The following is a 15025-nucleotide window of genomic DNA, read 5'->3' as shown; positions in this document are numbered from 1 at the left end:
GGCTACTTTGTGCCATACATCCGGTCGCCGGCGTCGCCGAGACCGGGGACGATATAGCCCTTCTCGTTGAGGTGGCTGTCGATCGCGGCGGTGTAGACCGGAACGTCGGGATGGGCCTTGAGGAAATTCTCGATGCCCTCGGGCGCTGCCAAGAGGCACAGGAAGCGGATATTGGTGACGCCGCGCTCCTTCAGCCGGTCGACGGCCGCGATCGAGGAATTGCCAGTCGCCAGCATCGGGTCGACAACGATCACCAGACGCTCGCCGATATCCTCCGGCGCCTTGAAGAAATACTCGATCGCCTCCAGCGTATCGTGATCGCGATAGACGCCGATATGGGAAACGCGGGCGGACGGCACCAGGTCGAGCATGCCTTCGAGCAACCCGTTGCCGGCGCGCAGGATCGAGGCGAACACCAGCTTCTTGCCTTCCAGCACCGGCGCTTCCATGGTCGTCATCGGCGTTTCGATGGTTTCCATGGTCAGTTCGAGGTCGCGGGTCACCTCATAGCAGAGCAGCGTGGAAATCTCCCTGAGCAGACGCCGGAAGCCGGCCGTCGAGGTTTCCTTCTGCCGCATCTTGGTCAGCTTGTGCTGAACCAGGGGGTGGTTGATGACCGTTACGCCGTCCATGGTGTTTTCCCGTCTTTTACGCACTCACGTTGTTTATGGCGCAAAAGCCTTGCGGACGGCAAGCATCGTGCCGGGTAAAGCGATCAGTTTGCACTGTTTCAGCCGGCAAGCCGCGAAAGCAGCCGCGCCCGCGTCGGCCCATCCACAAAGGCGGCCTCGATCGCGGTCCGCGTCATCGCGTCGATTTCATCCGGCGCAAAGCCCATCTCGTCGCGGGCCGCTTCGTATTCGCGGGCAAGCGATGTGTGGAAGAATGGCGGATCGTCGGAATTCAGCGTGACCTTCACCCCGGCATCGAACAGGCGGCGCAGGGGATGGGCGGCGAGATCCGGATAGACCGACAGCGCGATATTGGAGCCGGGGCAGACTTCCAGCACCACGCCCCCGTCCACAAGCCGGCGCACCAGATCGGGCTCCTCGATCGCTCTTACGCCATGACCGATCCTGTCGGGCCTGACGCAATCGAGCGCATCGCGCACCGAGAAAGCGCCGCAAACCTCGCCGGCATGGATGGTGATGCCGAGCCCTCCATCGCGGGCAATATCGAAGGCGCGGGCGAAATCGGCGACCCGGCCCATGCGCTCGTCGCCGGCCATGTTGAACCCGGTGAGCAGCGGGAAGTCACAGGAAACGGCATAGCGCGCCGCGCCTTCCACCTGCTCCGGGCCCATATGGCGCTCGCCGATCATCACCATGCGCGCCTCGATGCCGGTCTTGTCGCGCGCGGCCTCGATGCCGGCGGTGATCGCCCGCATGTAGCCATCCTTCGACAGGCCAGCGGCAAGGCCTTGTTCGGGCGACACGAAGAGTTCGGCATAGATTGTGTCGGCTGCGGCCAGCTCGCTCAGATAGGCTTCCGCCAGGGCCGCGAAATCCTCCTCCGAGCGGAAGACATTGGCGATCGCGGCATAGCAGGCGATGAAACTTGAAAAATCGTTCCAGAGATAGCGCCCGTCCGCTAGGTAGCGGGACAAATCGATGCCGTATTTTTCGGCAAGGCGCGCCGCCAGCACCGGCGGCGTGGCGCCTTCGATATGGCAGTGAAGCTCGGCCTTGATCACAGAAACGACCTCCCCTGTTTGCCGGGCGCAAGGCCCAGATGCGCGGCGATGCTTTCGCCGATATCGGCATAGCTGTCGCGGACGCCGAACGATCCCGGCCGCAGCCCCGGCCCGAAGACCAGCACCGGCACGCGCTCGCGGGTATGGTCGGACCCGCGCCAGGTGGGGTCGCAGCCGTGATCGGCGGTCAGCACCACAATATCGCCGGGCTTCAGCGCCTCGGCGATGTCGTGAATGCGGGCATCGAAGGCCTCGAGCGCTGCCGCATAACCCGGCACGTCCCGGCGATGACCGTAGAGCATGTCGAAATCGACGAGATTGGTGAAGACGAGATCGCCGTCACCCGCCTGCGCGATCGCCTTCAGGCTGGCATCGACAAGCGCCTCATTGCCATCGGCCTTGAAGAGCTGCGTGACGCCCTTGCCGGCGAAGATGTCGGAGATCTTGCCGACCGCCAGCACATTTCGCCCCGCCTCGCTCACCCGGTCGAGCAGCGTCTTTTCCGGCGGCGCGATCGAGAAATCGCGGCGGTTGCCGGTGCGCTTGAAGGTCTCGGCGGTCTCGCCCGTAAACGGGCGGGCGATGACCCGCCCGATATTGTAATCATAGGTCAGTTCGCGCACGACTTCACAGAGCTTCATCAGCCGGTCGAGCCCGAAGTGATACTCATGGGCGGCAATCTGGAACACGCTGTCGGTGGAGGTGTAGAAGATCGGGCGGCGTGTCCAGACATGCTCCTGGCCGAAGCGCTTGATGATTTCCGTGCCGGAGGCGTGGCAATTGCCGAGACTGCCGGAAATGCCGGCCTCGGCGTAGATCGCCTCCAGCAGTTCGCGCGGGAAGCAATCAGGCCCCTCCGGAAAATACCCCCAGTCGAACATCACCGGCGTGCCGGCGATCTCCCAGTGGCCGGACGGCGTATCCTTGCCGCGCGAGACCTCGCTTGCCGCGCCGTAGCGGCCGAGAAACCGCTCCGGCCGCGCCATGCCCGCCGGATAATTGCCGCTTGCAAGCTTCGCCGATTCGATGAGGCCAAGTGCGGCCATATTGGGAAGCTTCAGCGGGCCGGAGCGCAGCCCGTCGCGATCGCCGAGCCCTGCCGCGCAGAATTCGGCGATATGGCCGAGGGTATCGGCGCCGAGATCGCCATAGGCCTTGGCATCCGGCGCGCCGCCGATGCCGAAGGAATCAAGAACGTAGAGAAAGGCGCGGGCCATGCGGTCCATTCCATGAGATTCGATCAGGCATATCTAGCGCCTGCCTCCCGGCTTGGCAAACCGCCGATCAGGTGCTTTGCGGGCGGCTGGCGAGCACAAAGGGAACAGGCCCCGGCCGAATTGCGTTTCATCAATCAGTAACCATGTCTTTTAACGCTGCGGGAAGGCAAGCGAGCCATGATGACAGTCACCGAAACAGCCAAAGCCAGACCTGTCATGCCGCAACGATCTCAACGCCGTTCCACCGCCTTCGGCCACAGCGCGGAATTCGCCCTGATCGCCGGCGTCGTTCTGGCGGCGATCATCGCAGTCGGCTTCGCGGCCTTTCAGTTCTACGCGGTGAGTTGAAGGCGCAACCTTTCCGCCCATTCGTCATTGACCCGGTCGGCGATCTTCTTCACACCGGGCGAAACCGCGTCCGCCACCTTTCCATTAAGTCCGAGCGCCAGCAGCACCGTCTGCAGCGTTTCGCGCGGGGATCGCGACAACGTGTCGTAATCGAGCCTCAACGGCGCGATGCCCTCGCGCGAAAACCAGATTTCCCATTCGCGCTCGAAGCCTGTCATCGTCTCATGCCACTTCATCAGCGCGGGTCCGTCATAAACCGGCTCGCGAGGCGGCGCGGTGCGCTCCAGTTCAGAACCGTCCGGCGCCACATGCCACAGCCCCGTCTGCTCCGCCTTCACGCAGGAAACCGCCTGGGCGACCTTGTCGGCGCGGGACAGGTAGATGAACAGCGTCCGACCGAACGCTGCTTCAATGCGCGCCTTGTCACTGGTGTCGCCGGGGTGGAGGACGGCGAGTTTTTCCATGAAATAATCGGCGCTGCCGCGCTGCATGCGGAGGCCGAACATGCCTGTGTCGCTGCTGCCCTTGGCGATTGCAGCTGCAAACACGCGGGCCAGCTCAGAACGCTCATCCTCGCCATCGATTTCCCCCACGCCATGGCTTTTCCGCCATGCGTCGAGCGACGGGCGGTGAAAATGGGAATCGGGATTGCCATTGACGCCGGTTGCGGCAAGCAGCTTGCAAAGCAGCGTACTGCCGCTGCGCGGCGAGGTGCAGATGATGTAGCTATCATAGCGGGCGATCATGGCGTCTGTTTCTCGACACGTTTAAAAGCTGGTCCGGGACAACGGAAAGCTCCCGGTTTCCGGTCCACATACCACGCCTGACACTTGCAACAAACGCCTCATCGGTGACGGCTGTTCAGCCTTCGCTGACCCGCATCAACGCGGCTAGCATCAGCTCCGCGCCCTTTTCGATATCCGCCCAGTCGGAATGTTCTTCCGGCGCGTGGGATATGCCGTTGCGGCTCGGCACGAAGATCATTGCGGAGGGACAGAGCGCCGTCATCGTCTGCGCGTCATGGCCGGCGCCCGAGATCATCCGCCGCGCCGGAAGACCGAGACGGCGCGCCTCGGCCTCCAGCATGTCGATCAGGCCGGCGTCAAAGGCGACCGGTGCTATGAAGCTGTTTTCCTCGATTGAAAGCGTCAGCCCGTGTTTGCGGGCGACCGCGCCGGCGACTTCCCCGAAGCGGGCCTGAAGGCCGCGCATGACGTCTTCACGGGCATCGCGGATGATTAGGGTGAACACCGCCTCCCCCGGTATCGTATGCGGATGGTTGGGGGAAAGCTCGACCTTGCCGATGGTGATGCGGGCGTCCTTCGAGCCCGACGCCGCGATCAGCGCCGGGATCTGGACCGCAATTTCCGCAAGCCCGGCGAAGGCATCGGCGCGCATATCCATCGGCGTCGTGCCGGAATGGTTTGCGATGCCGGAAAGCCGGACATGCAGGTTGACGATGCCGGTGGCGCCCTCCGGAAGACCGATGGCAATCGCTTCCCGCTCCAGCACGGGCCCCTGCTCGATATGCAGTTCGAGAAACGCTTCGATAGAGCCTTTCGGCCGCGCCGAAGAAAGGATCGCGGACGGCTCCAGCCCCTGAGCACGCATGGCGTCGGTCAGCAACAGGCCATCGGCATCGGCAGCGCTTTCGAGCCAGTCCCGCGTCACCAGACCGGCGATCGTCTGCGAGCCGAGCATGCCGCCGAAACGGCCCTCTTCCTCAGACGTGGCCACCACCTCGATGGGGCGGGCGGGGACAAAGCCGGCCTCCTTCATGGCCCGCACGCATTCAAGCGCGACGGCTGCGCCCAGCGCGCCATCGAAGGCGCCGCCGCTCGCCACGGTATCGAGATGGGAGCCGACCATGATCGCAGGCGCATTCGCCCCGCCATAGCGCCCGAACACCGAATTGGCGCCGTCGCGGGTAACTGTAAGGCCATCAGCCTCCATCTCGCGGGCGAACCGGTCGCGCACCGCCATATCGGCATCGGAAAAGCCAATGCGGTTAAACCCGCCGCCCTCGGCGCGGCCGAAGGCATTGATGCCGTCGAGCAGGGTTTTCAGTCGCTCGCTGTTGATCTCTGGTCGCATACCGCCTCCCTCTTCGATCAATTCATTATGATAAATTCAGCAAGATCGCAAATTTTTCATGATAAATAAGATTGCATAGCTCCGTTGGCGACGGAGGCGGCCCGCCGCATCGGAACCCTAAATTCCGTCCCGCCGAGGACTTTTCGGCGGGGCGAAGCCTAAGCAATCTAGAATGCGAGGTCGGTATGCGCGGTGTGGAGCATATCGAGATGGGAGGCGATCAGCGGCACCAGAACGGTGGCAACCGTCTTTTGAACGCCCTGACGTGACGCGTCATCCACCTCGCGCTTCTGCACCTTGAGAAGCGACTTGTGATTATCGATCTGGTGCTCGATATAGGCCAGATCGAAGGCAGGTCCCGGATCCATCCTCTTCAGCGTCTCCACCGATTGCGACAGCGCGTCCGGGCGCTGCGGCGTGGAGGCGCCGGCCTTCAACAGCAAGCCGGCAATCGCCTGAGCCTCCTCCGATTCCAGTTCGGCGAACTTGTAGACCACCGGATGGACCGCCTTCTTGGCGGCCAGCTCGCTGATATCGCAGGAAAACAGATCGAGTTTCAGCGTCTGTTCGGCGTAATCTTCCGGAGGCTCATCCGCCAATGCCGAGGCCGAAACCGAGGCCAGTGCGGTCATCGCCGCCGTCACGGCTCCGCCGATGAAAATACTGCGGCGGCACAACGCGATCGAAGTCATGTTCATTGCCTTTCATCATCGTCCATCAGCTTTCATGTGAGGCCCGCTCACAGTCACGATCAGAGTGGTTCCGTAGTTGGCAATTTGAAGGCGCAATGCCTTTGTCATGGAATTCCGGATGGGTGCCACCGCCTGTCAGTCCGACCGGGTCATCGAGTTAAGGCATTGAAAAATCTGGATTTAGGTTGAACGCGCCGCTGCGCCCTCAGGAATTATCATAATAAATCCTTGTCAATTACCAATTTTTCATAATTAATTAAGAAAACCACCAACAGAGGAGAACCGATCGATGAAACGCCTTCTCGCAGCCGCGCTGGCTGCCGCGTCGCTCGCCATCGGCGCGCCGGCGATTGCCCAGACACCGCCCAATGTTCTGGTTGTCGGCCAGATCGCCGAACCGAAATCGCTCGACCCGGCCACCGACACCGCCGTCAACGACTTCCGCATTCTCGTGAACATGTATGACGGGCTGGTGCGCTACAAGGACGGCACGCTCGAGGTCGAGCCCGCGCTTGCGACCGACTGGGACATTTCCGAGGACGGGAAGACTTATACGTTCAAGCTGCGCGAGGGCGTCAAGTTCCACGACGGTTCGGATTTCAACGCCGAGGCGGTGAAGTTCAACTTCGACCGGATGCTGAACGAGGACAACGAGTATTACGACACCGGTCCGTTCCCGCTGGCCTTCTTCTTCTCCTCGATCGACACCGTCGAGGTTGTCGACGACATGACGGTGAAGTTCACGCTGACGGAGCCCTATGCGCCGTTCCTCTCCAACCTCGCCTATCCGACCGGCCTGATCGTCTCGCCGGAAGCGGTGAAGGAACACGGCAAGGATTTCGGCCGCAACCCCTCCGGCACCGGCGCATTCAAATTCGAGGAATGGGACCCGAACGCCAAGGTGGTCGTGTCCAGGAACGAAGATTATTGGGATGGCGCGCCGCCGCTTGAGGCCGTCGTCTTCCGCCCGGTCACCGACGCCAATACCCGCGTCGCCGAGATGCTTTCGGGCGGTCTCGACGTGATGGTCGAGGTGCCGCCGGATGCGCTGCAGCAGTTCTCAGGCAACGACAATTACAAGGTCTACGAGCAGGCCGGCCCGCATCTCTGGTTCCTGATCCTGAACATGAAGGACGGCGTCTTCGCCGACAAGAAGGTCCGTCAGGCCGTCAATTACGCGATCAACAAGGAAGCGATCGTCAACGACATCCTGCAGGGCACGGCCGAAGTCGCCGCCGGCCCGACGCCGCCGGCCTTCGCCTGGGCCTATGACGACAGCCTGTCGCCCTACCCCTATGATCCGGAAAAGGCCAAATCGCTTCTGGAAGAGGCCGGCTATGACGGCTCGGAACTGACCTTCTACGTGACCGAAGGCGGTTCGGGCATGCTGGAGCCGCAGGCGATGGCAACCCAGATCCAGGCCGATCTCGAAGCCGTCGGCATGCCGGTCGCAATCGAGACCTATGAGTGGAACACCTTCCTCGGCAAGGTAAACCCCGGTCTGGAAGGCGAAGCCGATATGGCCGAAATGGCATGGATGACCAACGACCCGGACACGCTCCCCTATCTGGCGCTGCGCTCGGAAGCCTTCCCGGACCAGGGCGGTTTCAATTCCGGCTACTATTCCAACCCGGAAGTCGACAAGCTGCTGGAACAGGCCCGCACGTCCACCGATCAGGCCGAACGCGCGAAGCTCTACAAGGAGATGCAGGCGATCGTCCACGACGACGCGCCCTGGGCCTTCATCGCCAACTGGAAGCAGAACGCTGTGACCAAGGCGAGCGTCGAAAACTTCAAGCTCCAGCCGTCCTTCTTCTTGCTGCTGCAGAAGGTGGCGAAGCCGAATTGATCGGTCGCGCCGCATAGCCCCAAAAAATCTCCCCCCTTGAGGGGGAGATGCCCCGACAGGGGCAGAGAGGGGTGAAACCTCTCCGAGAGCACAGTGTTTGCGGTTTTTAGGGCTTACGCCCTTTACCCCTCTCTGTCGCTTTCGCGACATCTCCCCCTCAAGGGGGGAGATTGAAAACAGGCGGCGAGTCGAAGCCCACCGCCACCGTGCCGCTCGCTGATTTGCCGCACGGACTCCCGTCCCACGGAGAACACGCCATGGCACACTACATCCTCAGGCGGCTACTGGCTGTCATTCCGGTGCTTCTGGGCCTTACCGTGATCGTGTTCGCGATCATGGCGATGATCCCCGGCGATCCGGCGACCGCCATTCTCGGCTCCTACGCCACGCCGGAAAATGTCGACCGCATCAATCGTGCACTCGGGCTCGACAAGCCGCTGGTGCAGCAATATTTCATCTGGCTCGGCAATATTCTCCAGGGCGATTTCGGCCGCTCCTATACCCAGAACCGCCCGGTGATCGACATCATCACCGAGCGCTTCGGCAATACGCTGATCCTTGCCGGCACCTCGCTGGTGCTCTGTTCCATCCTCGGCCTTCTGGCCGGGATCGTCTCTGCCGTGCGCCAGTATGGCTTTACCGACAAGCTGGTGACGCTGTTCGTGCTGATCGGCATTTCGGTGCCCTCGTTCTGGCTCGGCCTGCTCCTGATCCTGGTCTTCGCCGTCAAGCTGCAATGGCTGCCGGCGAGCGGCATGTATGCGATCTATGGCGGCGGCGGACCGCTCGATCTCATCAGGCATCTGATCCTGCCGGCCTTCACGCTCTCGGTCGTGGCAACCGGCGTAGTTGCGCGGCTGACGCGCACCTCGATGCTGGAAGTGCTGCGCCAGGATTATATCCGCACCGCCCGCGCCAAGGGGCTGAAGGAGCGCCGCGTGATCATGCGCCACGCCTTCAAGGCGGCGCTGGTTTCCGTCATTCCGGTGCTCGGCATCCAGGCCGGTTTCGTCCTCGGCGGCGCGGTCTATATCGAGACCGTGTTCCAGTGGCCGGGCATCGGCTCGATGCTGGTGACCGCGATTTCCACCCGCGACCTTCTCACCGTCCAGGGCGGCGTGCTGGTGGTAGCGGCGGCCTATGTGCTGTTCAACCTCGCCGCCGACGTCGTCCAGACCATGCTTGATCCGAGGTTGCGCTGATGACCGACGCCGCGATTTCCACACCCGCGAAGCAGAAGAAGAAGGGCGGCCGCCCGAGCGCGGTCAAACTGCTGCTCAACAACACGCTCGCCACCACCGGGCTGATCGTGCTGACGCTGATCGTGCTGGTGGCGCTGGCCGCGCCGATCCTGCCCCTGCAGCCGCCGAACGTCACCGATCCCTCCGTCCGCCTGCTGCCGCCCTTTTCCGAGGGCCATCTTCTCGGCACGGATGCGCTCGGCCGCGATCTCTTGTCGCGGCTGATCTGGGGCACGCGGGTGAGCCTCGCCGTCGGCGTCTCCGCCACGCTGATCGCCGCCTTCTTCGGCTCGCTGATCGGTCTTGTCGCCGGCTATGCGGGCGGGCGAACCGACAATATCCTGATGCGCGGCATCGATATGGTCATGGCCTTCCCGTATATCCTGCTGGCGCTGGCGATCGTCGCCGTTCTCGGCCCCGGTCTCCTGAACGCGCTCTATGCCATCGCCGTGGTCAATATCCCGTTCTTCGCCCGTAACATTCGCGGCATGACGCTCGGTCTTTCGAGACGAGAATTCGTCGATGCGGCGCGGCTTTCCGGCAAATCGCATTTTTCGATCCTGTTCGGCGAGGTGCTGCCCAATGTGCTGCCGGTAATCATCATCACCATGTCGACCACGATCGGCTGGATGATCCTGGAAACCGCCGGGCTCTCCTTCCTCGGCCTCGGCGCCCAACCACCGCAGGCCGATCTCGGCTCGATGCTGGGCGACGGCCGCAAGGTGCTGTTCACCGACGCCCATGTCTCGATGGTGCCGGGCCTGATGATCTTCGCCCTCGTCATGAGCATCAACCTGCTCGGCGACGGCATCCGCGATGTGCTCGACCCGCGGCTCAAATCCGGCGCGCTCGCCCGCCCCGGCGCGCGCACGGCCGTCAAGCGCGATGCCGCGCCCGACGAGAAGCCGCGCGAAAACGCCGTTCTCGACGTCCAGCAGATGCGCACCGAATTCCATGTCGGCGGCAGCATCTACAAGGCCGTGGGCGGCGTCGATCTGCATATCCGCGAAGGCGAATGTCTCGGGCTGGTGGGCGAATCCGGCTCCGGCAAGTCGGTGACCGCGATGTCGCTGATGGGCCTTGTGCCGACCCCGCCCGGACGCATTGCCGGAGGTGCCGCGTGGTTTTCCGGCGAAGACCTGTTCGCCGCAAGCGACGAGCGCATTCGCCAGCTTCGCGGCGGCGCGGTATCCCACGTGTTCCAGGACCCGCTGTCGACGCTGCATCCGCTGTTTACCGTCGGCGATCAGTTGATCGAGGCGATCCAGGCCCACCAGCCGCTGTCGAAATCCGAGGCGCGCCGGAAGGCCACCGACCTGCTGCAATCGGTGCGCATCCCCAATGCGGCCGAACGGCTGAATGCCTTTCCGCATGAGCTTTCGGGCGGCATGCGCCAGCGGATTTCAATCGCCATGGCGCTTGCAAACGACGCGCAACTGATCATCGCTGACGAGCCCACCACCGCGCTTGACGTGACGGTGCAGGCACAGATCCTCGAACTGATGAACGGGCTGCGTAAGGAGCGCGATACCGCGATCCTGTTCATCACCCATGATTTCGGCGTGGTCTCGGCGATCTGCGACCGGGTGGCGGTGATGTATGCGGGCCGGATCGTCGAAACCGGCACGACCGAGGAAATCCTCGCCAACCCGGCCCATCCCTACACCGCCAAGCTGATCGACTGCGTGCCGGTTCTGGGCGAGCCCGAGCGCCGGCTCGACGCGATCCAGGGCCGCCCGCCGGTGGTCAACGACCTGCCGGACGGCTGCGCCTTCGCCGACCGCTGTCCCTATGTGCAAGACGACTGCCGCAAGGGCGACATTCCGATGCTCTCCTTCGGCGATGAGCGCGGCGCGCGCTGCATCCATCCGCTCAACCGGGAGACCGCCGATGCCTGAGGCCAATGAAACGCTGATCGCGATCGATCGGGCCGAGCGCATCTTCGGCGGCGGCAAGACGCTGTTCGGCAAGGCGCTTCCCGCCGTCCATGCCGTGCAGGACGTCACCCTCGATGTGAAGAAGGGCGAGACGCTGGGCATTGTCGGCGAGAGCGGCTGCGGCAAGTCGACGCTCGCGCGCCTGCTTTCCGGCCTCGACCTGCCGACCGGCGGCAAGATCACCTTCGAGGGCCGCGATCTGGCGCGGGAAGCAAAGAAGAACCCGCGCGCGCTGGCCCGCCAGGTGCAATATGTGTTTCAGGACCCGGTCTCCTCGCTCAATCCGCGCAAGAAGATCCGCACCATTCTGGAAGCCCCGCTGATCCATCTTCTGAAGATGAACAAGGCCGAGCGCGAGAAGCGGCTGGAAGAGCTGATGGACGCCGTCAATCTCGCGCCCGAATTCCTGGAGCGCTACCCGCATGAATTTTCCGGCGGGCAGGCCCAGCGCATCGGCATCGCCCGCGCGCTTGCCGCCGATCCGGAAGTGATCGTGCTCGACGAGCCGGTCTCCGCGCTCGATGTCTCGGTGCAGGCGCAGGTGCTCAACATTCTCGACGACCTGAAGAGCCGGTTCGGGCTCACCTACCTGTTCATCAGCCATGACCTGTCGGTGGTGAAATCGATCTCGGACCGGGTGGCGGTGATGTATTTCGGGCGGATCGTGGAGCTTGGCAGCCGTGACGCGGTGTTTGCCGAGCCGCTCCATCCCTACACCCATCTGCTGCTCAATTCCGCCCCCGCGCCGGGCCGCAAGGCGGTTTCCGGCGGCGACAGCGAGGCGGAGCTGCCGGACCCCTACAATCCGCCCAAGGGCTGCGCCTTTTTCGCCCGATGTCCCAACGGAACGGAGCATTGCCAGACGCATGTTCCGCCGATAGACGAAGCGCAAGGGGGGCCCGGCCACGAAGCCGCCTGCTTCCATCCGATGGTGAAAAGGACGGCATGACCAGACCCAGCCTCGAAAGCCGCCAGGCCTTTGCCCCGCCGTTTGCGGCGAAGAAGCGCAAGCGGCCGGATATCATCGCCGACATGCTGCGCGAGCGGATGATCGAGGCCGGGCTTCGACCCGGCGACCGGCTGCCGGCGGAATGGCTGGATCCGGAGCAACTTCCCGCTTCGCGGGGCACGGTGCGCGAGGCCCTGAAAATCCTCGAATTCCAGGGCATGATCGCCAGCAAGACCGGCCCCGGCGGCGGCATTTTCGCCCGTGCCGTCGCGCCTGACGAGGCGATCCAGACCGTCACCAACCTGTTCCTGCGCGCGCCGCCCTCGATCTCCGACATTTACGCGCTGCGCAAGCAGCTTGAGCCGGAACTGGCGGCGGACGCTGCCCTTCACCTGCCCGACGACGCAATCGACGCCCTGCAGGCCACGATCCGGCTTTACGAGGCGGAGCCAAAATCGGCCGACGAGGAATATGTCCAGCGGCTGGCCGAACTCGACTTCCACGCCGAGCTCTCGCGCCATGCGAAAAACCCGGTGCTCGGCTTTGCCTGCGGCCTGCTCTTGAACCTGCTGCGCGACCTGCCGGAATGCCGGGAAATCTACCAGACGCCCAATCCGGGCCTGCGCGAGACCGGCGTCTTCTACCAGATCGAGCTGATCAAGGCGATCCGCAGCCGCAACCCGGACCGGGCCCGCAAGATCATGGCGGAACATATGGCCGAGGCCGAGGCTTATATGCTGGAGCGGGCGCGGTTGAACCTGGAGGCCGCAGGAAAGGAGAGCAGGACATGATCCGCACCATCCATTCCCACGAATGCCATCTCGGCTGGGACCGGTCGATCAAGCCGGTCCATTTCGCAAGGTCGGGCGAAACCATCGCCTTTGCCTGCCGCGATGCCGGCAATGGCCATTATCATCATGACAGCACCGCCGCCGATATCCTCACCGCCAATCCGGAGAACGTCAATCCGCTGACAGGGCCGGTTTATGTCGAAGGGGCCGCGCCCGGCGACGCGCTGAAGGTGACGATCCACGAATTCACGCCATCGGGCTTCGGCTGGAGCGCGATCATTCCGGGTTTCGGCCTGCTTTCCGATCAGTTCGATCAGCCGAAGCTGAAGCTCTGGGATTATGACACAGCGGCGCGAAAACCCGCCGTCTTCAACGATATCGCCTCCGTGCCGCTGCGCCCCTTCATCGGCACGATCGGAGTGGCCATGGCCGAAGCCGGCAACCACTCGGTGATCCCGCCGCGCCGCGTCGGCGGCAATATGGATATCCGCGATATCGCAGCGGGCACGACGCTCTACCTGCCGGTGGAGGTCGAGGGCGCGCTGCTGTCGCTCGGCGACACACACGCCGCGCAGGGCGATGGCGAGGTGTGCGGCACGGCGATCGAAAGCGCGATGGATGTCGCGATCACAATCGAGGTGGTGAAGGGCGCCGCGCCGAAGACCCCGCATTTCTCCACCCCCGGCCCGATCGCCCGCCATCTCGATGCCGCCGGCTACGAGGTGACGACCGGCATCGGCCCCGATCTGATGACGGCCGCCCGCGACGCCGTTTCGGCAATGATCGACCACCTGTCGCGCACCCGCAAGCTTGCGCCCGAGGACGCCTACATGCTGTGCTCGGTCGCCGGCGACCTGAAGATCAGCGAGATCGTCGACGCCCCGAACTGGGTGGTGTCGTTCTATTTTCCACGCATCGTGTTCGGATAGAGCGACGGACCAAACCACATAGCCCCCAATCTTCTCGCCCCGGGGGAGAGTATCGGACGCAAGAGGCTAAGCCGATATCCAATCGCCACCCTCAGGCATGCCCCGCATGGTGCGGATGCGCCGGGTCGTCGATGGTTTCGCTTTCGACGTCGGCGGAAAGGTCCTGCTTGGCCTTGCCGGTCGGCTGGCGGGTGAAGCCGGTCATCGGGCCGGACTGCTGGAAGTCGCGCTTGATCTCGACATCGGAGGTCAGATAGGCGGTGATCATTTCCGCGATCGACCGCAGCGCATGCATGTGAATGCGTTCATAGCCGTGCGAGGCATCGACGCCGAAAGCAACCAGCGCTGTGCGCACATCCGCGCCCGCTTCCACGGCGCTTGCCGAATCGGAACGGTAGTAACGGAACACGTCCTTCTGGTAGCGGATATCGTTGGCCTTGCAGACATCGACCAGCTTCTTGGTGAGATGCCAGTCGAACGGGCCGGTCTGGTCGGCCATGGCAATGGTCACGCCGAATTCGGAGGAGTTCTGGCCCGGGGCCGAGGTGCCGTTGTCGATCGAGACCAGCGAGGCGACATCGGGCGCGACGATGGAGGATGCGCCGACGCCGACTTCCTCGGCAATGGTGAACAGCCAGTGGCTGGCGACCGGGGTCTCGACATTTTCATCCTGCATCGCCTTCAGCGCGGCGAGCATCAGCGCCACGCCGGCCTTGTTGTCGAGATGGCGCGAGACGATGAAGCCGTTGTCCAGGAATTCGGGCTGCGGGTCGATCGCGACGATATCGCCAATCTCGATGCCGAGCCGATCGAGGTCCGCCTCGTCGCGGGTCAGCGCGTCTACGCGCAGCTCGACATATTGCCAGCCGACGGGCAGCTCGTCGATTTCATTGTTGAAGGTGTGCCCGGAGGCCTTCAGCGGCAGGATGGTGCCGCGATAGGAGCCCTTTTCGGTGAAGATCGTAGCGCGCGCGCCTTCTGCGAACCGCGCCGACCATGTGCCGATCGGCACCAGCTCCAGCCTGCCGTTCGATTTCAGATATTTCACCTGCGCGCCGAGCGTATCCACATGCGAGACCACGGCGCGCGCGCCGCGGCTGTCGACGCCGCGCCGGACGGCGCGGATCGCGCCGCGCCGGGTGAGTTCCGCGGACAGGCCGAGTTTTTCCAGTTCTCCGGTCACGAAACGCACGATGGGGTCGGTGTAGCCTGTCGGCGAGGGGATCGCGAGGAGCGATTTGAGAATGTCGGACAGATAATCGGCGTCAATCGTCAGTCGTTTCAT

General features: G+C 63.5%; 14 protein-coding genes. 7 read left to right on the top strand and 7 right to left on the bottom strand.

From position 1 onward, the window contains the following. Nucleotides 1–2 precede the first annotated feature (2 nt). The 3 genes from upp to V6765_RS04090 form a co-directional block, all read right to left on the bottom strand. A complete protein-coding gene (gene upp / locus V6765_RS04100; RefSeq protein ID WP_448426703.1) occupies nt 3–632 on the bottom strand; it encodes a uracil phosphoribosyltransferase in 630 nt (209 codons plus the stop codon). A gap of 98 nt (nt 633–730) precedes the next feature. Continuing rightward, entirely contained in the window at nt 731–1693 is a 963-nt protein-coding gene (locus V6765_RS04095) for an adenosine deaminase (RefSeq protein ID WP_448426702.1), read from the bottom strand. After that, nucleotides 1690–2910 carry a phosphopentomutase gene (locus V6765_RS04090; RefSeq protein ID WP_448426701.1) on the bottom strand — a complete coding sequence of 407 codons (1221 nt, stop codon included), beginning with the start codon at nt 2908–2910 and terminating at the stop codon, nt 1690–1692. The genes V6765_RS04095 and V6765_RS04090 overlap by 4 nt, the downstream gene beginning before the upstream one ends. 216 nt (nt 2911–3126) lie before the next feature. Here V6765_RS04090 and V6765_RS04085 point away from each other — a divergent pair, with 216 nt between their 5' ends. Beyond that, nucleotides 3127–3258, top strand: coding sequence for a hypothetical protein (locus V6765_RS04085; protein WP_448426699.1), 132 nt, complete (start codon nt 3127–3129; stop codon nt 3256–3258). Here V6765_RS04085 and V6765_RS04080 read toward each other — a convergent pair. From V6765_RS04080 to V6765_RS04070, 3 genes are all read right to left on the bottom strand, one after another. Continuing rightward, entirely contained in the window at nt 3243–4004 is a 762-nt protein-coding gene (locus tag V6765_RS04080; RefSeq protein WP_448426697.1) for a Stf0 family sulfotransferase, read from the bottom strand. The genes V6765_RS04085 and V6765_RS04080 overlap by 16 nt on opposite strands. 115 nt (nt 4005–4119) lie before the next feature. After that, nucleotides 4120–5352 (bottom strand): allantoate amidohydrolase, encoded by a 1233-nt coding sequence (locus tag V6765_RS04075; RefSeq protein ID WP_448426695.1) that lies wholly within the window; start codon nt 5350–5352, stop codon nt 4120–4122. A 167-nt stretch (nt 5353–5519) separates the two neighbouring features. Further along, entirely contained in the window at nt 5520–6050 is a 531-nt protein-coding gene (locus tag V6765_RS04070; protein WP_448426694.1) for a DUF4142 domain-containing protein, read from the bottom strand. A 283-nt stretch (nt 6051–6333) separates the two neighbouring features. On the opposite strand from V6765_RS04070, the gene V6765_RS04065 reads away from it, so the two are divergent. From V6765_RS04065 to V6765_RS04040, 6 genes are all read left to right on the top strand, one after another. Continuing rightward, the gene (locus tag V6765_RS04065) at nt 6334–7893 is read left to right on the top strand and encodes an ABC transporter substrate-binding protein (protein ID WP_448426692.1); all 1560 of its coding nucleotides are present in this window, start codon (nt 6334–6336) and stop codon (nt 7891–7893) included. A gap of 257 nt (nt 7894–8150) precedes the next feature. Beyond that, a complete protein-coding gene (locus tag V6765_RS04060; RefSeq protein WP_448426691.1) occupies nt 8151–9095 on the top strand; it encodes an ABC transporter permease in 945 nt (314 codons plus the stop codon). Further along, nucleotides 9095–11032 carry a dipeptide/oligopeptide/nickel ABC transporter permease/ATP-binding protein gene (locus V6765_RS04055; protein WP_448426689.1) on the top strand — a complete coding sequence of 646 codons (1938 nt, stop codon included), beginning with the start codon at nt 9095–9097 and terminating at the stop codon, nt 11030–11032. Before V6765_RS04060 ends, V6765_RS04055 begins: the two co-directional genes overlap by 1 nt. After that, the gene (locus V6765_RS04050; RefSeq protein WP_448426687.1) at nt 11025–12020 is read left to right on the top strand and encodes an ABC transporter ATP-binding protein; all 996 of its coding nucleotides are present in this window, start codon (nt 11025–11027) and stop codon (nt 12018–12020) included. Before V6765_RS04055 ends, V6765_RS04050 begins: the two co-directional genes overlap by 8 nt. After that, entirely contained in the window at nt 12017–12811 is a 795-nt protein-coding gene (locus V6765_RS04045) for a FadR/GntR family transcriptional regulator (RefSeq protein ID WP_448426685.1), read from the top strand. Before V6765_RS04050 ends, V6765_RS04045 begins: the two co-directional genes overlap by 4 nt. Then, nucleotides 12808–13740 carry an acetamidase/formamidase family protein gene (locus V6765_RS04040; RefSeq protein WP_448426683.1) on the top strand — a complete coding sequence of 311 codons (933 nt, stop codon included), beginning with the start codon at nt 12808–12810 and terminating at the stop codon, nt 13738–13740. Before V6765_RS04045 ends, V6765_RS04040 begins: the two co-directional genes overlap by 4 nt. A gap of 91 nt (nt 13741–13831) precedes the next feature. Here the strand turns inward: V6765_RS04040 and V6765_RS04035 are convergent, their stop codons facing one another. Next, nucleotides 13832–15025 (bottom strand): osmoprotectant NAGGN system M42 family peptidase, encoded by a 1194-nt coding sequence (locus tag V6765_RS04035; RefSeq protein ID WP_448426681.1) that lies wholly within the window; start codon nt 15023–15025, stop codon nt 13832–13834.

It is taken from the genome of Martelella sp. FOR1707 (assembly GCF_053484265.1).
Note: the sequence above shows the minus strand (reverse complement) of the source record. Positions and strands in the feature narration are given on the sequence as shown.